This window comes from Afipia broomeae ATCC 49717 (genome assembly GCF_000314675.2).
In the GTDB taxonomy this organism is placed as follows: Bacteria; Pseudomonadota; Alphaproteobacteria; order Rhizobiales; family Xanthobacteraceae; genus Afipia; species Afipia broomeae.
On the sequence record NZ_KB375282.1, the window covers coordinates 2,159,608 to 2,180,870 of the forward strand.

Consider the following 21,263-nt stretch of genomic DNA (forward strand, 5'->3'; position numbering starts at 1 on the left):
GCTGCGCACCGGCCTTTTTCGTTGAGCCTCATGACGCCTCTAGCGCAGCATCGCGATGACGTTGTGCGCCGCAAGCTCGCTGGGCCGCTTGCCGCCCGTGGACATGATCTCTTCCAGCCGGTCAAACGCCTCCACCTGACGTTGCCGCGCCGGGGTATCTTCAAGAATATCGCGCAAGGCAGGCGCGAGGTTTTCCGCCGTGAAATCCTGTTGCAGGAATTCCGGGATCACATTCTCGCCGAGAATGAGGTTCGCCAAAATGATCGACGAGGTCTGGATCACCCGCCGCGCGATGAAGGCCTCGATCTCGGTGACGCGATACGCGGTCACCATCGGCACGCCCGCCAGCGCCAGTTCGAGCGTCACCGTTCCGGATTTTGCGAGCGCCGCGCGTGCCGTCCTGAAAGCGGCCTTCTTGTCCTCGTCGCTGACCACGATGCGCGGCTGCACCGGCCAGTCCGCAGCAGCGGCACGCACGCTGTCGAGCAGTCCGGGCACTGTCGGCAGCACCGGCTCGAACGCAACACCTTGCGCACGCAACAGGCGCAGCGTGTCGCCGAAGATTGCCATGTTGCGTTTGATCTCGCTGCGGCGGCTTCCGGGCAGCACCAGAAGCAGCGGCGGCGCGGCCGACCGGCGCGCCAGTTCCTGCTTATCCGGCCGCAATGTACCCAGTTCATCCAGCAGCGGATGACCGACATAGGTGCACGGCGGGCCGCTCAACTTGCGATGAACCTCGGGCTCGAATGGCAGAACGGCCAGCAGCCGGTCGATATACGCACGCATTTTCCGCGCCCGTCCCGGCCGCCAGACCCACACCGTGGGCGAGACGTAGTCGACAATCGGGATCGACGGATCGCGCGCGCGGACCCGCCGCGCCACCCGATGCGTGAAATCCGGGCTGTCGATGATGACCAGAACGTCAGGCCGCGCCATCAGAACAGCGTCGGTCGTCTCGCGAATCCTGCGCAGGATCATCGGCAATCGTTTCGGAATCGCCGCCAGACCGATAATCGACAGCTCGTCGGTGGGAAACAGTGACGGCACGCCCTGCTCAGCCATGTGACGACCGCCGACCCCGACAATTTTGAACGCCGCCCCGAGCCGCGCACGCAAGGCCTTGATCAGGCCTGCGCCGAGCCGGTCGCCGGATTCCTCGGCCGCGATCAGAAATATCGTCGGGGATTTGCGCGCATCGCTCTCGCCCGCGCTCACAGCGGCAATCCCGTAACAAACAGCCCGGCCTGATCCGCCTTCGCGGTCATCACATCTGCTTCGGCGACCAGTGTACGCCCGGCAACAATCCCGATGCCGGCCAGCCCGGCGGCAATGACGCCATCAATGGTCCTGGGACCGAGTGTCGGAAGATCGAAGCGCAAATCCTGCTGTGCCTTGGGCATTTTCACCAGCACGCCGCGTCCGGGCTTGGCGCGAATTCTTTTCTCCGCGCGCAACCGCGTCACCCGCGCCAGAAGTCCATCGGTACCCTCGATATCTTCAACAGCCACCACATGGCCGTCGATCACGACAACGCCCTGACCGACGTCGAAAGGACTGATCGCCTGCATCAGTTCACGCGCCTTGGCGATATCGGCGACGGCCTCGGCATCGGGCACGCGGCGTGTGAGGCTGCCCTCCGGCATCAGCAGTTCGGGCGCGACATCCTGGATGCCGACGACGCGAATTCCATGGCGTTCGAAGATGCGGCTGACGCCTGTCAGCAGATGATCGTCGCCGCCGCGCAGTGCCGCCGCGATCGCGGGAATGGCGCGCAGCGTGCCCCAGTCGAGACGAATTTCCGACAAGGCCGGTCGCACCAGGCCGCCGATGAAAACGATGTCGCGGCAGCCTTCGGTTCGCATCAGCCGCGTCAGCCGGCTGAACTGTCCGAGTGCGACCCAGTGATGAGGATATTGCGCGACCCGCACCGGATCGCAGAAGCCTCGGATCGCGAACAGAAACGGTGCGACGCCCCGGGCCCGTAGCAGGTCAGCGACTGAAAACGGCAGCACTCCGCTTCCCGCAACGATGCCGACTGTCGAGGACAATGCGGGAGCTGTCATCATCGCTGTTCGAGGTGAGCGCGCTCTGAGGGCTTGTTGGGGTTGTTGTGCGCCATGCAGAGCGGCCGTTTGATGCCGTTGTCGATGAAGGTCAGTATCTCGGCGATCGCCGGATCGGCGCTTCCCATTGGCCGCAGCGCTTCAAGCCGTTCGGCGAAGATACCGCCGCCATGAAACAGCTGCTGGTAGAAGTCGCGCACGACTTTGAGGCGCGAATGCGTAAAGCCACGGCGGCGCATGCCGACAACATTCATGCCTTCGAGATGCGCGAACTGGCCGCTCGCAAGTCCATATGGAATGACATCGTGACGCAGACCGGAGACACCGCCGATCATGGCCTGATGCCCGATCCGGACGAACTGATGGGCCGCTGACAGGCCGCCGAAATAAACGAAATCGCCGATCTCGCAATGACCGCCCAGCGTCGCGCTGTTGGCGAAGATCACATTGTCTCCGACGAGGCAGTCGTGACCGATATGGGAATACGCCATGAAGAAACCGCGCTTGCCGACGCGCGTCTTGCCGCCGCCTTTAACGGTGCCGACATTCATGGTCACGCTTTCGCGGATGATGCATCCCTCGCCGATGTCGAGCGTGGTCGGTTCGTCGCGATAGCCGAGATCCTGCGGCGCCATTCCGAGTGACGCAAATGGAAACACCGCGCAGCCGGCGCCGAGTGTGGTGTGGCCGCCGATGTTGACATGAGCGTGCAGCTTGCAGTCCGGGCCGATCGTCACGTTCGATCCCACGATGCAGTAAGGACCGATCGACACACCGTCGCCGATAACGGCTCCATCCTCAATTCGCGCCGTTGGATCGATCTTGCTCATCAGCCCCTCTTGTCACCATACCTTTCGCTCAGCCGAAAACCGGACCGCGCAGACGATACGACACTTTTATAACGAACCCGATCCGCCATCCCGGATCAAAGATGGCGCGTTCGTGGTCATGAATTGTTACGCATGATGACAGAGCACGTCAGTCGGCCAGCATCGCACCGACATCGGCCTGCGCGACGATCTCGCCATTGACCTTGGCGTCACCGTGAAACCACCACATGTCCCGCCGCCGCGTGACCAGCTTCATATGATAGTGAATGATGTCGCCGGGGCCCGTCGGCTTGCGAAACTTGCACTTGTCGATGGTCAGAAAATACACCGCCGTCGGCCGGTTCGTCTCCGTCGACAGCATGCCGATCACGCCAGCCGTCTGCGCCATGCCTTCGATCATCAGTACGCCAGGAAAAATCGGGCGGTTCGGGAAATGCCCCTGAAATACCGGTTCGTTGACCGACACGTTCTTGATGCCGATACCGCTGAAGTCCTTGCGGATATCGATCACCCGGTCGATCAGCAGCATGGGATAGCGATGGGGCAGAGTCTTCAGGATCTGCCCGATGTCCACGGCCTCGATGGTGATTGGTGCCTGCTCGTCCATTATGTCTGTTCCCCGTCGCCCGACGGCTTCGATTTCAATTTCGCAATGCCTTCCCGGCCCAGACGCTCCACCTCGAACAGTTCGCGGAAGAACTGCTTGATCGGCTTGGCCGGAGAGCCACCCCAGCGCGCGCCGGCCGGCACCTCGCCGACGACGCTGCTTCGTGCCGCGATCTGTGCCCCGTCGCCGATGGTGGCGTGATCGCTCACGCCAATGCGCGCGGCAAGGACCACGCCGTCACCCAGCGTCGAACTGCCGGCGATCCCGCTCTGGCTGACCACCACACAGTTGCGGCCGATGACGACGTTGTGGCCGATCTGGACAAGGTTGTCGATCTTGCTGCCCTCGCCGATGACGGTGTCGTTGAGCGCCCCGCGGTCGATGGTGCAGCCCGCGCCGATCTCGACCCCGTTCTGGATGATGACCCGTCCGGCCTGGGGCACCTTCACATGCCCCTTCGCACCCATCAGGTAGCCAAACCCGTCCTGGCCGATCCGGCAACCCGGATGGATGATGACGTCGTTGCCGATCAGCGCACAGAGAACCGAAGCGTTCGCGCCGATATTGCAATCCCGGCCGATCCGGACACCCGCCCCGATCACCGCGCCTGACCCGATCACGGTTCCGGCCCCGATTTCGACGTCCGGTCCGATCACGGCCAGCGGATCGACGATGACGTCGTCCTCGAGATACGCCGACGGATGCACAACGGCCGCAGCCGCGACCCCGCCGTTGTCGAACCACGAGGTCGGCCGCAACGTGTCGGGATAGAGGGCACGCATCGCCGCGACAAAGGCCTTGTAGGGCTCCGCGACGCGCAGAACCGCGACATGGGGAGGAACGCTACCCTCAAGCTTCTCGTTTACCAGACAGGCGCCGGCGTGGGTCTGCTCGAGCTGGGCGGCGTACTTCTTGTTTTCGCAAAATGTCAGGTGAGCGGGCCCGGCCCGATCGAGCGACGCTGCACCGGCAATGAGCCTGTCGGCACGCGCTTCATCGGCGAGCTGGGCTCCGGTCAGCGCGGCAAGGTCTGCCAGCGTCACCGGTGAAGGACGTTTAAAGAATGTCCTCTGCGTCATTCCATCCGCCGCGGTCAGGGAAATGCACTTTCCCGCGACTCGAACCCCGGACCGCATAAGGAAAATGCCTGCAACAAAATAACCTAGCGGGTTCCAACCGGATGGCTGGAACCCGCTATTTGAAGTGCGAGCTCTTTTATGAGCTCAGAATGACGTACCGCCACCGAACCGGAATTCCTGGGTCCGGTCGTACTGACTCTTGGACAGCGGAATTGCGTAATCGAAGCGCAGCGGTCCGAACGGCGACTGCCAGATCAAGCCCACGCCCACCGACGTCCGGATCAAGCCATTGTCCGCGCCAACTTGGAGACACTGATACTGAGCATTCAGCAGAGCTGATTGATTACATGAAGCACCCTGAACAATCGATCTCACACCCTCATACCCAAACACCGAACCGGCGTCGGCATAGATCGCGCCCTTCAGACCAACTTCCTTGGGCAGGAACCAGAACGGCATCTGCAACTCAGCCGAAGCGCCCCAGTACTTGGTGCCACCCAGCGCATCGCCATAGCCTGTCGTTGCGAAGTTGCTGATATCGCGCGGGCCAATGCCCACCGGTGCGAAGCCGCGGACGAGATTCGGTCCCATCTGGAAGTGATCGAGCATGCGGATGCCCTTGCCGGTGTCGTTGAGCACACCGCCCTGTAGGCGCAGCACGCCAACGATGTCAGCCACAACCGGAGTATAGAGCTTCACGTCGCCCGTGGTCTTCAGGTAGCTCACGTCACCGCCAACACCCGCGAAATCCTGATTAAGGGTCGCGAGGATACCGCTGGTTGGATCCTTGTTGTTGTCGAGCGTGTTGTAGGCGAGCGTGTAGCCGACCGCAGACGTAATGACCGGCCCCTTGGCAAGTCCCTGTTTCACAGCGACCGAAGCTTCGCCGTCGACCAAACAGTTATTGCCGCCGATAGCCGAACTGTAAGCCGTGCCACCAGGATTCTGGTTGTTCGTATCCCCACCTGCATTGAGGTATGCGGGGGTCGGAAAGTAAGAACTGCCGGGGATACCCGAACCGAAGTTATTACAATTCTGCAAGTAGTACGGCAGCGTGATTTCCTGCCGCGAAATCGAGTAACGCAGCTGCAGGTTCAGGTCTTCACGCAGCTGGAAGCCTAGACGCGGGCTGAAGCCGATCGTCTTCGAGTCATACGACACGTAGTTCGAAGCGAGCTGCTTGCGCTGATAGAAGTCGAGACCGAGCGCGACGCGGTAGCCGAGCAGATACGGCTCGACGAACGACAGCGTGTAGCCCTGCGTACGCTGGCCGTACTGCACGGACGCCTTCGCATAAAGGCCGCGGCCCAGCAGGTTGCGCTCCGAGATGCTGACTTCGCCGAGGAAACCGTCCGCGGTCGAATAGCCGCCGGACACCGAGAAGTCGCCGGTCGACTTCTCTTCGAGGTCGACGTTCAGAACCACGCGATCGGACGACGAACCCGGCTCGGAGTTGACCTTGACGGTCTTGAAGTAGTCGAGGTTCTTCAGGCGTCGCTCGGCGCGATCGACCAGCGCGCGGTTGTACGCATCACCTTCCGAGATATCGAACTCGCGGCGGATAACGTAATCGCGGGTTCGCGTATTTCCGCGAACGTTGATTCGCTCGATGTAGACGCGCGGACCCTCTTCGATCGCAAACACGATCGAAACGGTGTGCGCCTCGAAATTGCGGTCGCCACGCGGCTTCACCGTCGCGAAAGCGTAACCGCGCCGCGATGCTTCGATCGACATTTCCTCGACCGACTTTTCAACGGCTTCGGCGTTGTAGATCGAGCCCACGTTGACGCGAGAAAGGCTGCGGAACGAGTTGCCGTCGAGCGTGGCGATGCTGGACTGGAATTCGACAGAACCGACGCGGTACTGCTGGCCTTCCTCGATCTTGAAGGTCACGAGGAAGCCCTTGCGCTCGGGATCGTACTCCGTCAGCGCAGCGACGATCTGGACGTCGGCGTAACCGTTCTTGAGGTAGAACCTGCGCAGGATGTCGCGATCGGCCTCGATGCGGTCCGGATCGTAGACGTCGTTGCCGCCGAGGAAGCTGAGGAAATTGCTTTCGCGCGTCTTGATCACGTCCCGCAGGCGGTAGCCCGAATAAGCCTGGTTGCCGATGAACTCGATCGACTTCACGCCGGTCTTCGCGCCTTCGGTGATTTCGAAGACGAGATCGACGCGGTTGTTCGGCTGCTCGATGATCTTCGGCTCGACCTTGACGTCATAGCGGCCGTTGCGGCGATAGATTTCGGTAATACGCGCGGTGTCGGACTGAACCATCGCCCGCGACAGGGTTCCGCGGGCTTTGGACTGCACCTCGGCCGAGAGCTGGTCGTCCTTGACCTTCTTGTTGCCTTCGAAGGCGACCCGGCCAATGACGGGGTTTTCAACGACCACAACGACCAGCCGGCCGCCGGCCTGGTTGATTTTCACATCCTGGAACAGGCCGGTCTCGATCAGGGCCTTCAGGCCGTCGTCGATGCGTGCGCTGTCGAGGCGCCCGCTCGGGCCCGGCTTGAAATAGGAACGGATGGTATCGGCCTCGATCCGGCGGTTGCCTTCCACGCCAATGGAAGCCGCGGTCTGGGCAACAGCCTGCGACGATACGAGCGAGGCCGTCGCCACAGCGGCGACCGGCAAAGCAAACATGATCAGGGCAGCGGTCAAACCGCCCCGTAGCACTCGCAATCCAACCATCATGCGCCAGGCGCCCTTGTCATTCCAAAGCCGACCCGTTTCCGAACCGGGAGATTCCCCAAATATTGCACTGCTTGTAGCCAATTTTGCCTAACGGGCAAACGTCCTTTCGCAGCGCAATTCCAATTTCCCAACAAGACGTTGCTGATCGGCCACGCCTGTAAAAAAGCCGCAATCAGGACGCGGCCAGATGCAGAATGTCGTTGTAGGTCGCGAAGATCATCAACATCAGCACGAGCGCCAGTCCGACCCGGAAACCCAGTTCCTGCGACCGCTCCGACAACGGCTTCCCCCGCACCGCTTCGACGGCATAGAACAAAAGGTGCCCGCCATCGAGAAGCGGGACCGGAAACAGGTTGAGAAGCCCTATCGAGACCGACAGGACTGCGGCGAGGTGAATCAGTGCCGCGAGGCCGATGGTGGCGACCTGACCGGAGATCTGGGCGATCCGAATCGGTCCGCCGACCTGATCCGCATTTTCCCGGCCGGTGAAGATTCCGCCGATATAGGCAACGGTCCGGTCAACGACGAACCAGGTCTCCTTGACGCCCAGCCAAACAGCGGTCGCCGGATTCACTGATTTGGTGACGGTGTCGCCTGGGCCCGTTGCGCGGGTAATTCCGAGGATTCCGACCCGGTGGACGTTGCCGAAGGTATCCTTGATTTCGCGAAGCTGAGGCGTTCCGGTCAGTTTCACGACCTCGTCGCCGCGTTTCACGGTGAAGACCAGCGGCGTGCCCGCCTTGGTGCTCACCAGCCGCTGCATGTCGGTGAAGCTCTCGATCGCGTCGCCGTTGATTGCGGTCACGATGTCGCCCGGCTTGAACCCGGCCGCAGCGGCGGCGCTGTTTTCCTGAATGGAATCGACGCGAGCGGTCTGGCTCGGCTTGCCGAAGAACGTAAAGAGAGCCGCGAAAATAACGATCGCGAGCAGGAAATTCGCAATCGGACCCGCAGCCACAATGGCAGCACGCGGCCCAACCTTCTTGTGGTGAAAACTAACGCTGCGCTCTTCAGCGGTCATGGTCTGGAGTGCATCGGCGGACGGTGTGCTGGCCTCGGAATCGTCGCCGAAAAACTTGACGTACCCGCCGAGCGGAATCGCCGACACCTTCCAGCGCGTGCCGTGGCGGTCATTGAAACCGAACAGTTCCGGCCCGAAGCCGAGCGAGAACGTTAAGACCTTCACCCCGGCCCAGCGGGCGACGAGGAAATGGCCAAGCTCATGGAAGAAGACAACGATGGTCAGGACGAACAGGAAGGGGATGATGTAGCCGATCAGGCCATGACTCAACGTATTGAAACCATTCAGGAAAAAATCCACAACTCAATCCCTCACCAGCGGGCCGCCGGGCCCGGTCCCAACGATCTAGGATGCCTTTAAGGCAATTTGAGGCAAGAGGGCGGCAGCACTATTTCGCGCATCATGGTCAACAGAAATCGCGTCATCGGCCGAAGTCAACGGCGCAAGATTCCCTGCCCTCACCCAGTTATTCAGAGTGGCTTCGACAAGCTGCGCGATGCCGCCAAACCGGATTCTCTGCGCAACGAAAGCGGCCACGGCGACTTCATTCGCCGCATTGTAGACGGTGGTCGCCCCGTTACCGGTGCGCAGCGCATCATAGGCGAGTTTCAATCCCGGGAACCGGTCGTAATCCGGCGCCTCGAAGGTCAGTGAGCCTATTTTGGCGAGATCCAGCGACGCGGCGCGCCCTGTGATGCGGTCCGGCCAGCCGAGGCAATGCGCAATCGGCGTGCGCATGTCGGGCGTTCCGAGCTGCGCCATGACGGAACGGTCGGAAAACTCGACCATGCCGTGGACGATGGACTGCGGATGCACCAGCACGTCGATCTCGTCCGGTGATAGCGCGAACAGGTATGAGGCTTCGATGACCTCCAGCCCCTTGTTCATCATCGATGCGGAATCGATGGTGATTTTCTGGCCCATGCTCCAGTTCGGATGCTTCAGGGCCTGCGCCAGTGTGGCCTGCGCGATGTCGGCGGCCTTCCAGGTGCGGAACGGCCCGCCCGACGCCGTGATGATGACGCGAACAAGCTCCTCGCGATTGCCGGAGGCTAGCGCCTGAAACAGCGCGTTGTGTTCGGAATCCGCCGGCAGGATGCACGCGCCCGCCTTGGCGGCGCGATCCATGAAGAAATCGCCGGCGCAAACAAGGCACTCCTTGTTCGCGAGCGCAATCGTGGCGCCGCGATCGGCAGCCGCAAGCGCAGGCTTCAGTCCCGCCGCCCCGCTGACCGCAGCCATCACCCAATCGGCAGGACGTTCCGCCGCTTCGATGATGGCGCTCTCCCCTGCACCAAACGCAATGTTGGTTCCGGCCAGAGCTTCGCGCAATTCACCAAGCTTCGAGGCATCGGCGACGGCGACAAACCGCGCATTGAATTCTTTCGCGAGTTTGGCCAGTCCCTCGACATTTCCGTTCGCGGTCAGCGCCTCGACCTGATAGCGCTCGGGAGACGCGCGCAGCAAATCCATCGTGCTGTCGCCAATCGAACCTGTGGCGCCGAGCACGGTAATCGTCCGCACGGCGGATGCCACGGCCTTGTTGTTACGCAACGGAACAGCGTTCATCACATCACCAAACCATGAAACCGCGGCCGACGCCATCAAGGCCGCCGCGCATAAAGCCAATAAGGGCGGCGAAAACAATCGCCGCAACGAAACCATCGAGCCGATCCAGCAACCCGCCGTGACCGGGAATGATGTGGCTCGAATCCTTGACGTCGAAGCGGCGTTTGACGGCGGATTCGAACAGGTCACCGAACTGCGAAACAATCGACAGAACGGTGCCGAGCAAGAGCAGCGGAAGCATCTTGCCGAAACCGAGCAGCGCGAATCCCGCAGCGATCACGAGGCTGAGGACCAAGCCGCCAATCGCGCCGGCCCATGTCTTCTTCGGGCTTACGCGCGGCCAGAGTTTTGGCCCGCCGATGCCGCGCCCTGCGAAGTAACCGCCGATATCGGTCACCCACACGACGAGAAGAACGAACATCAGCGCGACAAACCCAATTTCGGCATCGCGCCGGACGATGATCGCGGCAATCAGAGCCGCGGCGGCATAGACCAGTCCGCTTGCAACCCATATGCGCCGTTCGCGCACGAGTGCCGCGGCCAGCACAATTCCGACAGCCACGATCCCGAACGCGAGGTCCATCCGTCGCATCATCAGGCAAACGCCGGCGACAGCGAGCGCAGCTATTCCCGCTGCCGCAGCGACACGATTGCCGGAGAGGCCGACGATCATCAGCCACTCGAAATACAGCAGCGCAGCAGCCGCGATCACGATGCAGGCCCATGGCCAGCCGCCGATCCACGCTACGGCGATGGTTAGCGGCGCAAGCACCAGCGCCGCGACGACGCGCATGTAGAGATTGCTCGACCCTTTCGCGGTATCGGGTGTCGCTGGGATCTCCGGGGCCACGCGGCTCACGATCCGGTTTTGGCGACCAGCCCGCCGAAGCGGCGTTCGCGGGTCGCGTATTCGGCAATCGCGCTTTCGAGCGCAGCCTTATCGAAGTCCGGCCAGTGAATCGGGACAAACACCAGCTCGCTGTAGGCGGCCTGCCACATCAGGAAATTCGAGAGTCGCTGTTCGCCGCTGGTGCGGATGATCAGATCGGGGTCCGGAATGTCCGGCGCATCGAGGTAGCTGCCGAGCGTATCGGTGGTGATCGTCGCCGGATCGCGCTTGCCCTCAGCGACTTCGCGCGCGAGCCGCTGCGCCGCGTTGGCGATCTCCTGCCGCGATCCGTAATTGAAGGCCACGACAAGCGTGAGACGCGTGTTGTTCCGCGTCAGTTCCTCGGCTTCGTTGAGCAGCGCGCAGATGTCGGACTCAAGTCCGTCGCGTTCGCCGATGACGCGAACCCGCACACCATCGGCATGCAGCGTCGCAAGATCGTTGCGGATGAAGCGGCGCAGCAGGCCGAACAGATCGCCGATCTCGCTCGCGGGCCGCGACCAGTTCTCGGAACTGAACGAGAAGATCGTGAGATAGGAGATTCCGAGTTCGTGCGAGGCCCGCACCACCTTGCGCAGCGCGTCGACGCCGCGGCGGTGTCCCTCGGCGCGCGGCAATCCCCGCGCCGCCGCCCAGCGTCCATTGCCGTCCATGATGATCGCGACGTGCCGCGGCGCATCGGCACGATCCGATTCTCCTGGCTTTGGCATGGCGCCGTTCGACATTCGCGATCTCTTAAACGGTGAGAATTTCTTTTTCCTTGGCCGCAAGCGCCTTATCGACGTCGGCGATGGCGGCATCAGTCACCTTCTGAACCTCGTTCGAAAGGCGCTTTTCATCGTCCTCGGAAATCTGATGATCCTTCTCGAGCTTCTTCAGCATGTCGAGACCGTCGCGGCGCACGTGACGAACCGCAACGCGCGCAGCCTCGGTATATTTGTGCGCGACTTTCACCAGTTCCTTGCGGCGCTCTTCGTTGAGCTCGGGAATCCGCAAGCGGATGACCTGGCCTTCAGTCGCCGGGCTGAGGCCGAGGTTCGAGTTCACGATCGCAGTCTCGACCGCCTTCACCATCGACCTGTCCCAGACCTGGACCGACAGCAGACGCGGCTCCGGCACACTGACGGTAGCGACCTGGTTGAGCGGCATATGGCTGCCGTAGGCCTCGACCTGCACCGGCTCAACCATCGAGATCGCGGCACGGCCGGTGCGCAACCCGCCCAGTTCGTGCTTGAGCGAATTGATCGCGCCTTCCATCCGGCGCTTGAGGTCGTTGATATCGAAATTCCCGGCCGCCATGCGATGCTACTCCTTCAAGTCTGATGCGGCTCAAATGATCGTCCGCATCGCGTATCTTATTGTTCTGGCGCGACTTTCAGGTCCGCGCCGCCGCCTCCGCCCTAGCCGGAAACGATCGTGCCCTTGCCCTTGCCGCTCAGGATGGCGCCGATCGAGCCTGCCTCGGCGATCGAGAACACAATGATAGGCAAGGACGTTTCGCGGGCAAGCGCGAAGGCCGTCGCGTCCATCACCTTATAGCCGCCTTCCACCGCCTGCGAATGGCTCAACCGTTCAAATCGCTTGGCGGATGGGTCTTTCTTGGGATCGGCGCTGTACACGCCATCGACATTGGTGGCCTTGAGGACCGCCTGCGCGCCGATTTCGGATGCGCGAAGCACCGCCGTGGTGTCGGTCGTGAAGTACGGGTTGCCGGTCCCGCCTGCGAGCAACACGATGCGGCCCTCGGCAAGATACCGGTGGGCCGCCGCGCGGGTGAAAAGTTCGCTGATCTGCGGCATCACGAACGCGCACAGCGTGCGGGCCGACTGGCCCTTGCGCTCAAGTGCCGATTCGAGCGCCAGGCAGTTCATCACGGTGGCGAGCATGCCCATCGTGTCGCCGGTGGTGCGGGACACGCCGCGGGAAGAAACTTCGACACCGCGAAAGATGTTGCCGCCGCCGACTACGACAGCGATCTCGACGCCAAGTTCCCGCGCCCTGATCAGGTCACTGGCGATGCGGTCGATAGTGGGCTGGTGAATACCGAAGGATTGGTCCCCGGCGAGATATTCGCCGGAAACCTTGACCACGACACGCCGGTAAGCAGGTTCAGCCATACGATCGCTCACTCATTCGAATTGAGCGCATTCCAAAGCAAAACAGGGTGTCTTGCCGAATGCGCCCAGAATCCCGATCGGCGCGCGTCGTCTCGTTACCCCTGACCGGCAGCGGCAGCGACTTCAGCGGCGAAATCGGATTCCTGCTTCTCGATTCCCTCGCCCAGAGCATAGCGCACAAACCCGGCAACCTTGATAGGCGCGCCGACCTTGCCCTCAGCTTCCTTCACGGCCTGCGCCACGGTCTTGGCGCTGTCGTGGATAAACGCCTGCTCCAGCAGGGTCACTTCCTTGTAGTAGGTCTTGAGACCCGATTCGACGATCTTGGCGATCATCGCATCCGGCTTGCCCTGCTGGCGGTACTTGTCCGCCATGACGTCCTTCTCGCGGTTCACCACCACAGGGTCGAGACCTGCGGCGTCGAGCGCCTGAGGGTTGGATGCGGCGACATGCATCGCGATCTGGCGGGCCAGCGCTGCAAGCTCATCCTTCTTGCCGGTGGATTCCAGCGCGACGATCACGCCCATCTTGCCGAGACCATCGATCACGGCGCCATGGACGTAGCTGCCGACAACGCCATCGCTGACCGAAAGTTCGGCCGCGCGGCGCAGCGTCATGTTCTCGCCGATGGTCGCAATCGCGTCCGCGATAGCGCGATCGACGTTGTACTCGCCAACCTTTGCAGCCTTGATCTTCTCGACGTCGGCGCCGGCCTTGAGCGCAACCTGGCCGATCATCTTGACCAGGCCCTGGAACTGCTCGTTGCGCGCAACGAAGTCGGTCTCGGAATTGACTTCGACGAGGACACCCTTGGTGCCGTCGGTCACGGCTGCGATCAGGCCTTCCGCCGCAACGCGGCCCGACTTCTTCGCAGCCTTGGAGAGGCCCTTCTTGCGCAGCCAGTCAACCGCCGCGTCGATGTCGCCGTTGGTTTCGGTCAGGGCCTGTTTGCAATCCATCATGCCCGCGCCGGTTTTCTCGCGCAGATCCTTGACCATTGCCGCTGTGATTGTTGCCATTGCCGGATGTCCTTTGCCTGTGCGGGCCGCGCGGCGCAGCGATTGCTGGCTAGCCGGATTCGACGCGCAGGATTTTTCTAGTCGGGGAATGTCGCGGCCGGATGAACCGGCCGCGAATAGGTTTAAGGCTTATTCCGCGTCCGCGGTCAGCGCCTTGGACTGGGCGACCCAGCCATCGGCACGCGCCGGCAAGCCGACTTCTTCGCCGATCTTGTGAGCGGTATCGTGGTCGAGCTCTGCTATCTGCCAGTAGTGGAAGACGCCGAGATCGTTGAGCTTCTTCTCGATCGCGCCGGACACGCCGCTCAGCTTCTTGAGATCGTCGGCAACGCCGCGCGGACCCGCAAGACCCTGGAAGCCTTCCGACTTGGCAGGTTCAACCGCTTCCGGCGTCGGGTTGGCCAGAGCGCCGATGTCGATGCCCGCGCCACCCTGTGCGCGCGAAATACCGTCGATCGCCGCGCGGGCGACGAGGTCGCAATACAGAGAGATCGCACGGCCGGCGTCGTCGTTGCCGGGAACCACGTACGAGATGCCCTTCGGATCGCAGTTGGTGTCGACGATCGCGGCCACCGGAATGTTGAGGCGCTGGGCCTCCTGGATCGCGATGTCTTCCTTGTTGGTGTCGATTACGAAGATCAGGTCGGGCAGACCGCCCATGTCCTTGATGCCGCCGAGCGAGCGGTCGAGCTTGTCGCGCTCGCGCTGAAGCGTCAGGCGCTCCTTCTTGGTGTACTGCGCGCCTTCACCCGAGGCGAGCATCTCGTCGAGCTGACGCAGACGCTTGATCGAGCCGGACACGGTCTTCCAGTTGGTCAGCGTGCCGCCGAGCCAACGGGAGTTGACGAAGTACTGCGCGGAACGCTTGGCGGCTTCCGCCACGCCGTCCTGCGCCTGGCGCTTCGTGCCGACGAACAGGATACGGCCGCCCTTGGCGACGGTGTCGCTGACAGCCTGCAGCGCGCGATGAAGCAGCGGCACGGTCTGAGCGAGATCGATGATGTGAATGTTGTTGCGGGCACCGAAGATGTAATCCGCCATCTTCGGATTCCATCGGTGGGACTGGTGACCAAAGTGAACGCCAGCTTCCAATAGCTGACGCATAGAAAATTCAGGTAACGCCATAGTCAATTCTCCGGTTGGTTCCTCCGGAAGCGTGTGAGCAACGAGCCGCAAACAAAAATGACTTGCGTCCCGGTTGCCACCGGACGGCTTTTTAGAGCCATGCTTCCGTGTGAGATGCGCGGCTTATAACTGCCGCGTCGCGTCGAAGCAAGGATTTATGGCCGTTTTTCTTGACCTCCAAGGTCCTGCGAAACGCCGGCCGGAGCATGGTCCGACCGGCCACCTGTTCAGCACTTTGGAACATTCGGCGGGCATCGCTTGACCGCAGCAGGAGCCGGTCTGGGCGGAGGAGCTGCCCGGGGCGGCGGTGCTGCGGGGCGCGGAGCCATTTGTGGCCGAGGCGCCATCTGAGGCCGCGGAGGTGGAGCCGCCGGCCGCTGGAACTGCGGCTGTGGACGCGGCGCCATCTGCGGCTGCGGTCGTGGAGCCGCCTGCGGGGGCCGCTGGAACTGGGGCTGCGGCCGTTGAATCTGCGGTCGCGGAGCCACCTGAGGCCGCGGCTCTGGGCGCTGGAATTGCGGACGGGGCCGCTCGGGACGAACCTGCGGGGTTCCCGCCGGTCCTGACGGAGCGGCAGTTCCCGGCTGAACCGAAGGCCGCGCAAGGCCGGGGCGACCACCGGGCCCCCGGTCGGGGCGGCCCGGACGGCTATCCGGTCCAGGCTGCGGACCTGTCGCGCCCGGCGCCGGCAAGGTGCTGGGCAAAGGCCGTACTCCCGGCCGGCCACCAACCGGCCCTGCTCCCGGACCCTGTCCCGGCAGCACGTTGCCCGGCTGAAGACCCGGCCTGACAACACCCGGTTGGACTTGGCCCGGCTGGACCTGTCCCGGACCACCCGGACGGCCGGCGCCCGGCAGAACGCCCGGAGGTGCCGCGACCTTGCCCTGACGAATCAGGTTTGCACGCCGCGTCGCCGACGGCGGCAGCGCCGGTGCAAATGCGGGACGGGTTGTCGCCGCGCCGCCGGGTCCACCGGGCCGTCCCGGCCTGAACTGACCGCCTGGCCCGAACTGGCCGCCGGGTCTTCCCGTTCCGATCACTCCAGGCGACGGACGCCGGTTGATGATAGTGTTGATCACGTTCGTGTTGTGAATATTCGTGAACAGGAAACGGTTGATCGGCGGACGCACATAAATCGGCGGCCGGATGAAGATCGGAATAGGCACGAACACCGGCTGCGGCAGGTAGTAGGCATCGTCGTAATAGTACGGCGGATCGAGCACGACGAAATCTTCCGGCGGCGGCGGCAGGAAGAAGATCGGCGGCGGCGGTGGCGGCGCGAATCCGAATACCGGATCGTCGAACATCAGATATGGCCGGTCGACATACTCGTATTCGTATTCCGGCGGCGGCGGCACATCATAAGCGTACGCATCAAAGGTTTCAGGTGGCTCCAGCGCAGCGGCAATATTGGCAAGCCTGCGGCGCGCGTCGGCCGCATGCGGTCCCCTCGGATAACGCTTCAGATAGGACCAGTACGCCTGCTGCGTGTTCGCGCGATAGGTCTGCCTCCAGGTGATGGCCTCGCGGCGTGCGGCGATGATCGCCCTCACCCGCTTGGCCATCGGATCGTCGGGATAGGCCGCGAGAAACGCCTCGTAGTCGGCAATCGTGTCGCGCTCGAGCGCCGCCGTGTAGGCCTCCTGTGCGCTGAAATCACGAATCGGTTTCGAGCGCGCGGCAGCGTCCTGATTGGCCTGGAGCGGCGGAGCGTCCGGCGCGCGCTCGAAGAACACGAAGTCGCCTTCAAACTTCTGCGCGTCCCACGGCACCTGCGCGCCCTTGGTGACGTCATTCACGCGCAGCCGCACGCGGTTGAAAACCTCGGGAAGCGAAATGCCGCCGGTGCGCATCATCTCAGCGAGCGCCTGCGCATAAGGGCCGTAGTTGCCCGTGGGGTTCGGCGCTACCGTGCCCGGCGCGGCGTTGAACGCGATGAGACTTTTGGGATCGGGTTCAATGAGCGCAAGGCCGCCCGCGAGCGGCTGGCCTTCCTTCGCAAACGGATGGTTGTACGCCGCATCGAGCACGACAACGGTGCCCTTCAGCGGCAGTGACGACAACTGGCGGATGTAATCGCCGACGCGCAGGCCTTCGACCGGAACGTCGGTATCGCGCACCATGTTGGCATCGACGGGCGCAAAGTAATTTTCGCCCGCGAGCTGAAGACCGTAACCTGCAAGATAGACAAAAGCGACCGTATCCGGTCCAGCTGCCTGCGCCTTCCTGATGAAGTCGCCGAAGGTCTGGCGCAACGTCTCGCCGTCGAGATCCCGCGCGCCGACCACATCGAAGCCCGCCGCCTGCAATGTCTGGGCGATCAGGCCGGCGTCATTGGCGGCGGTCGCCAGCGGCGCCTTCTGGTAGTTGCCGTTGCCGATCACGAGCGCGATGCGGCTTTGCTGGCCCTGCGTGGGCGGCGGGGTTTGCGCGTGAAGGGGTAACGCCATGGTCGCGAAGGCCAGTACCGCCGCGACGCCGAAGAACCTGCTGATTCCGCGCATGACACCCTTCCCGTTCAGTCCAACGGTGCAGTCAACCCCGCGCCGCATGAACAGTGGTTGAACGAAAGATAGTCGGAATAAGGCGGCAGCCCAAAAGGGCAACCGTCAGATTGTCTGCACATCCACCACGCCGGAGACCGCCTTGAGCGCGCCGGCGATCTGCGGCGACACCTTGAAACGGCCCGGAAGCTTCATTTCGACCTCGGTCTGAAGATCGAGCATCATGATCAGCGTGACCTCGCCGTCACCTGCGGGCGGGCCCGAAGACGGCCTTGGCGGCTGAAGCTTGTTGCCACCGGTCGCGGCCTGATGACCTTCGAGCCGCTTGGCGATCGACTCCAGCGGCTTGTCGTCGCGCACGAAGATGCGCAGGCCCTTCTGGGTTTTGGCGGCGGCATCGTCGAGCGGCTCGGCATGCAGAATGCGCGCGCGCACGTCCTCGCCCTGTAGCTCCGCGCCGATCTGCATCAGGACTGCCGAACCCGGCTCAAGCACGTCGCGGTATTGCGCGAGGCCTTCGGAGAACAGCACGGCCTCGAAATGTCCGGTCGGATCGGACAACCCGATGATGCCCATCTTGTTGCCGGTCTTGGTGCGCCGCTCCATCCGCGACACCACCGTCGCGGCCACGCGTCCCGCGGTCGCCCCGGTCTTCACCGCACGAGAGAACTCGGTCCACGACTGCACGCGCAAACGCTTCAGCGCGGTCGAATAATCGTCCAGCGGATGGCCCGACAGGAAGAAGCCGATGGCGTCATATTCGCGCCGCAGACGATCCGCCGGGAGCCACGGTTCGAGATTCGGAAGAACGATGCTCGGCGCATCGGCCATGCCGCCGAACATGTCGTTCTGTCCGCTGGTGGCGGCTTCGTGACTGCGCTGGCAGGCGGCGACGATGGCGTCGGCACCGGCGAAGACACGCGCGCGGTTGGCATCGATGGTGTCGAATGCGCCGGCAGCCGCGAGGCTTTCGACCACGCGCTTGTTGATCGCACGCGGACTGACGCGGGCGGCGAAATCGGCAAGCGAGGTAAACGGCCGGTCGCCCCGCGCTTCCACGATCATCTCGACCGCCTGCTGGCCGACGCCCTTGAGCGCGGCCAGCGCGTAATAGATCGTGTTGTCGCTGACCTCGAATGTCGTGCCGGAACGGTTGATCGACGGCGGCTCGACCTTGATGCCAAGCCGCTGCGCCTCGGCGCGGAATTCGGACAGCTTGTCGGTGTTGTTCATGTCGAGCGTCATCGACGCCGCGATGAACTCCACCGGATAATGCGCCTTCATGTAGGCGGTCTGGAACGACACGAGCGCGTAAGCGGCGGCGTGGCTCTTGTTGAAGCCGTAGTCCGCGAACTTGGCGAGCAGTTCGAAGATCGTCTGCGCCTGCCCTTTCGGCACGTTGTTCTTGGTCGCGCCGGCGACGAAGATTTCGCGCTGCTTGTCCATTTCCGCGCGGATCTTCTTGCCCATCGCGCGGCGCAGCAGGTCGGCGTCGCCGAGCGAATAGCCGGCCATGACCTGCGCGATCTGCATCACCTGTTCCTGATAGATGATGACGCCGAAGGTTTCCTTCAGGATCGGCTCGAGCATCGGATGCATGTAATCCGACTCTTCATCGCCGTGCTTGCGCGCGCAGTAGGTCGGGATGTTCGCCATCGGACCCGGGCGATACAGCGCAACCAGCGCGATCAGGTCTTCCAGCCGGTCCGGCCGCATGTCGACCAGCGCGCGCCGCATGCCCTGACTTTCAACCTGGAACACGCCGACCACTTCGCCGCGTGCCAGCATCTCGTAGCTGGGCTTGTCGTCGAACGGCAAATGCGCAAGGTCGACGTCAACGCCGCGCTGCTTCAGCAGCTTCACCGCGACGTCGAGCACCGTCAGCGTCTTGAGGCCGAGGAAGTCGAACTTCACCAGTCCTGCGGGCTCCACCCATTTCATGTTGAACTGGGTGACCGGCATGTCCGATTTCGGATCGCGGTACATCGGCACCAGTTCGGAGAGAGGCCGGTCGCCGATCACGATGCCCGCGGCGTGGGTCGAGGCATGACGCGTGAGACCTTCAAGGCGCTGCGCGATGTCGAACGCCCGCGCGACCACCGGGTCTTCGTCGCGGAACGCCTGCAACTTGGGTTCGCTGGCGATGGCCGCCGCCAGCGTTACGGGCGCGGCCGGATTCTGCGGCACCAGTTTGGTCAGTCGGTCCACCTGCCCGTAAGGCATCTGCAACACACGGCCGACGTCACGAAGCACACCGCGCGCCTGCAAGGTGCCGAAGGTGATGATCTGGCCCACCTGCTCGCGGCCGTAGCGCTCTTGCACATAACGGATCACCTCGCCGCGGCGGTCCTGACAGAAGTCGATGTCGAAGTCCGGCATCGAGACGCGTTCGGGGTTGAGGAAGCGCTCGAACAGCAAACCGAAGCGGATCGGATCGAGATCGGTGATGGTCAGCGCGTAGGCAACCAGCGAGCCAGCGCCCGAACCGCGGCCCGGTCCCACCGGAATGCCATGCGACTTCGCCCACTTGATGAAGTCCGACACGATCAGGAAGTAGCCGGGATATTTCATGCGCGTGATGACGTCGATCTCGAACGCCAGACGCTTTGCGTAGTCTTCTTCCGTTGTGCCCGGAGCAAGACCGTACTTTTGCAGACGCCAGGCGAGGCCTTCCTCGGCCTGACGGCGCAGTTCCTCCGCCTCGGCATTTTCGCCGTCGGCGGCATTGTCGCCGCCCACTGTAAAGCGCGGCAGGATCGGCTTGCGTGTCTTGGGCCGGTAGGAGCACCGCTTCGCAATCTCGACGGTGGACGCCAGCGCTTCGGGCAGATCGGCGAACAGCACCGCCATTTCGGCGCGTGTCTTGAAGCGATGGTCCGGCGTCAACTGATCGCGATCGGTCTCCGACACCAGCCGCCCGCCCGCGATGCAGAGCAATGCGTCGTGCGCCTCGTAGTCGTCGGCGGTGGCGAAATACGGCTGGTTGGTCGCGACCAGCGGCAGACCCATGGCATAGGCCATGTCGATCAGCGCGGGCTCGACGCGGCGCTCGTTCTCGAGTCCGTGGCGCTGCAATTCGATATAAAGCCGGTCGCCGAACAGTTTTGCGAGAATGTCGCAGCGCGCCTGCGCCAATGCGGGCTGATCCGCGTTGATGGCCTGCCCGATCGGCCCTTCCGGCCCGCCGGTCAGCGCGATCAGCCCGGCGGTCTCGCCTTCCAGCCACTCGATCTTGATGTGAGGCGGCTGATTGACCGGCGTTTCCAGGAACGCACGGGAGTTGAGCTTCATCAGGCTGCGGTAGCCGTCCTCGCTGGTGGCAAGCAGGACAAGCCGCGCCGGCTGGAGCGCATTGCGTGCGCTGGCATCCTGATCGCCGAAATCGGTCGTCATCGCGCAGCCGGTAATCGGCTGGATGCCGTAACCGGCAAGTTTGTCGGAAAATTCCAGCGCGCCGAACATGTTGTCATTGTCGGTCAGCGCGAGCGCCGGCTGATGGTCAGCCTTGGCGAGTTCCAGCAGCTTGCTGATGGTCATCGACCCTTGCAGCAGCGAATAGGCCGAATGCACGTGCAGATGAACGAATCCGGGATCCGACGCGGCCGACTTCGGCGAAACAGTTTTGGACATGCTGACCCTGGCAACCTTCGCAAGCGCCGTTCATCGAACCGATGAACCAACTGCGATAAAAGAACGACTCATAAGCGTCGATGGTGGTGCCTTGTACTATGGGTGTCCACGCAGAA

General features: G+C 63.0%; 16 protein-coding genes. All 16 read right to left on the reverse strand.

Annotated elements, in window-relative coordinates:
* Positions 1-39: 39 nt before the first annotated feature.
* Complete coding sequence (gene lpxB, locus HMPREF9695_RS09975; protein WP_006020727.1) at positions 40-1,215, reverse strand: lipid-A-disaccharide synthase; 1,176 nt, start codon at positions 1,213-1,215, stop codon at positions 40-42.
* Complete coding sequence (locus HMPREF9695_RS09980; protein WP_006020728.1) at positions 1,212-2,066, reverse strand: LpxI family protein; 855 nt, start codon at positions 2,064-2,066, stop codon at positions 1,212-1,214. Before HMPREF9695_RS09980 ends, lpxB begins: the two co-directional genes overlap by 4 nt.
* A complete protein-coding gene (lpxA, locus tag HMPREF9695_RS09985) occupies positions 2,063-2,893 on the reverse strand; it encodes an acyl-ACP--UDP-N-acetylglucosamine O-acyltransferase (protein ID WP_006020729.1) in 831 nt (276 codons plus the stop codon). Before lpxA ends, HMPREF9695_RS09980 begins: the two co-directional genes overlap by 4 nt.
* Before the next feature lie 148 nt (positions 2,894-3,041).
* A complete protein-coding gene (gene fabZ / locus HMPREF9695_RS09990) occupies positions 3,042-3,500 on the reverse strand; it encodes a 3-hydroxyacyl-ACP dehydratase FabZ (protein ID WP_006020730.1) in 459 nt (152 codons plus the stop codon).
* On the reverse strand, positions 3,500-4,579 hold the full coding sequence (lpxD, locus tag HMPREF9695_RS09995; RefSeq protein WP_041711627.1) for a UDP-3-O-(3-hydroxymyristoyl)glucosamine N-acyltransferase: 1,080 nt from the start codon (positions 4,577-4,579) through the stop codon (positions 3,500-3,502). The genes fabZ and lpxD overlap by 1 nt, the downstream gene beginning before the upstream one ends.
* Before the next feature lie 144 nt (positions 4,580-4,723).
* Complete coding sequence (gene bamA / locus HMPREF9695_RS10000) at positions 4,724-7,273, reverse strand: outer membrane protein assembly factor BamA (RefSeq protein WP_006020732.1); 2,550 nt, start codon at positions 7,271-7,273, stop codon at positions 4,724-4,726.
* Between the two features lie 172 nt (positions 7,274-7,445).
* Positions 7,446-8,594, reverse strand: a complete 1,149-nt coding sequence (gene rseP, locus HMPREF9695_RS10005; RefSeq protein ID WP_006020733.1) for an RIP metalloprotease RseP — start codon at positions 8,592-8,594, stop codon at positions 7,446-7,448.
* Between the two features lie 45 nt (positions 8,595-8,639).
* On the reverse strand, positions 8,640-9,863 hold the full coding sequence (gene dxr / locus HMPREF9695_RS10010) for a 1-deoxy-D-xylulose-5-phosphate reductoisomerase (protein WP_041712059.1): 1,224 nt from the start codon (positions 9,861-9,863) through the stop codon (positions 8,640-8,642).
* A 4-nt stretch (positions 9,864-9,867) separates the two neighbouring features.
* Positions 9,868-10,656: a phosphatidate cytidylyltransferase gene (locus HMPREF9695_RS10015; RefSeq protein ID WP_006020735.1), complete on the reverse strand. Its 789-nt coding sequence runs from the start codon at positions 10,654-10,656 to the stop codon at positions 9,868-9,870.
* Between the two features lie 62 nt (positions 10,657-10,718).
* On the reverse strand, positions 10,719-11,477 hold the full coding sequence (locus tag HMPREF9695_RS10020; protein ID WP_006020736.1) for an isoprenyl transferase: 759 nt from the start codon (positions 11,475-11,477) through the stop codon (positions 10,719-10,721).
* A gap of 10 nt (positions 11,478-11,487) precedes the next feature.
* The gene (gene frr, locus HMPREF9695_RS10025; RefSeq protein WP_006020737.1) at positions 11,488-12,051 is read right to left on the reverse strand and encodes a ribosome recycling factor; all 564 of its coding nucleotides are present in this window, start codon (positions 12,049-12,051) and stop codon (positions 11,488-11,490) included.
* 101 nt (positions 12,052-12,152) lie between these two features.
* Positions 12,153-12,869: a UMP kinase gene (gene pyrH, locus HMPREF9695_RS10030; protein WP_006020738.1), complete on the reverse strand. Its 717-nt coding sequence runs from the start codon at positions 12,867-12,869 to the stop codon at positions 12,153-12,155.
* A gap of 95 nt (positions 12,870-12,964) precedes the next feature.
* Positions 12,965-13,888 carry a translation elongation factor Ts gene (gene tsf / locus HMPREF9695_RS10035; RefSeq protein WP_006020739.1) on the reverse strand — a complete coding sequence of 308 codons (924 nt, stop codon included), beginning with the start codon at positions 13,886-13,888 and terminating at the stop codon, positions 12,965-12,967.
* Positions 13,889-14,017: 129 nt separating this feature from the next.
* On the reverse strand, positions 14,018-15,013 hold the full coding sequence (locus HMPREF9695_RS10040) for a 30S ribosomal protein S2 (RefSeq protein ID WP_006020740.1): 996 nt from the start codon (positions 15,011-15,013) through the stop codon (positions 14,018-14,020).
* A 227-nt stretch (positions 15,014-15,240) separates the two neighbouring features.
* A complete protein-coding gene (locus HMPREF9695_RS10045; protein WP_006020741.1) occupies positions 15,241-17,517 on the reverse strand; it encodes a caspase family protein in 2,277 nt (758 codons plus the stop codon).
* Positions 17,518-17,622: 105 nt separating this feature from the next.
* Positions 17,623-21,147: a DNA polymerase III subunit alpha gene (gene dnaE / locus HMPREF9695_RS10050; protein ID WP_006020742.1), complete on the reverse strand. Its 3,525-nt coding sequence runs from the start codon at positions 21,145-21,147 to the stop codon at positions 17,623-17,625.
* Between the last annotated feature and the right edge of the window lie 116 nt (positions 21,148-21,263).

What these genes read in the sequence shown, in the direction of transcription:
- HMPREF9695_RS09980 (WP_006020728.1), bottom strand. Translation starts at nt 2,066, where the DNA reads ATGATGACAGCTCCCGCATTGTCCTCGACAGTCGGCATCGTTGCGGGA.
- lpxA (WP_006020729.1), bottom strand. Translation starts at nt 2,893, where the DNA reads ATGAGCAAGATCGATCCAACGGCGCGAATTGAGGATGGAGCCGTTATC.
- fabZ (WP_006020730.1), bottom strand. Translation starts at nt 3,500, where the DNA reads ATGGACGAGCAGGCACCAATCACCATCGAGGCCGTGGACATCGGGCAG.
- lpxD (WP_041711627.1), bottom strand. Translation starts at nt 4,579, where the DNA reads ATGACGCAGAGGACATTCTTTAAACGTCCTTCACCGGTGACGCTGGCA.
- bamA (WP_006020732.1), bottom strand. Translation starts at nt 7,273, where the DNA reads ATGATGGTTGGATTGCGAGTGCTACGGGGCGGTTTGACCGCTGCCCTG.
- dxr (WP_041712059.1), bottom strand. Translation starts at nt 9,863, where the DNA reads ATGAACGCTGTTCCGTTGCGTAACAACAAGGCCGTGGCATCCGCCGTG.
- HMPREF9695_RS10015 (WP_006020735.1), bottom strand. Translation starts at nt 10,656, where the DNA reads ATGCGCGTCGTCGCGGCGCTGGTGCTTGCGCCGCTAACCATCGCCGTA.
- HMPREF9695_RS10020 (WP_006020736.1), bottom strand. Translation starts at nt 11,477, where the DNA reads ATGTCGAACGGCGCCATGCCAAAGCCAGGAGAATCGGATCGTGCCGAT.
- frr (WP_006020737.1), bottom strand. Translation starts at nt 12,051, where the DNA reads ATGGCGGCCGGGAATTTCGATATCAACGACCTCAAGCGCCGGATGGAA.
- pyrH (WP_006020738.1), bottom strand. Translation starts at nt 12,869, where the DNA reads ATGGCTGAACCTGCTTACCGGCGTGTCGTGGTCAAGGTTTCCGGCGAA.
- tsf (WP_006020739.1), bottom strand. Translation starts at nt 13,888, where the DNA reads ATGGCAACAATCACAGCGGCAATGGTCAAGGATCTGCGCGAGAAAACC.
- HMPREF9695_RS10040 (WP_006020740.1), bottom strand. Translation starts at nt 15,013, where the DNA reads ATGGCGTTACCTGAATTTTCTATGCGTCAGCTATTGGAAGCTGGCGTT.
- HMPREF9695_RS10045 (WP_006020741.1), bottom strand. Translation starts at nt 17,517, where the DNA reads ATGCGCGGAATCAGCAGGTTCTTCGGCGTCGCGGCGGTACTGGCCTTC.
- dnaE (WP_006020742.1), bottom strand. Translation starts at nt 21,147, where the DNA reads ATGTCCAAAACTGTTTCGCCGAAGTCGGCCGCGTCGGATCCCGGATTC.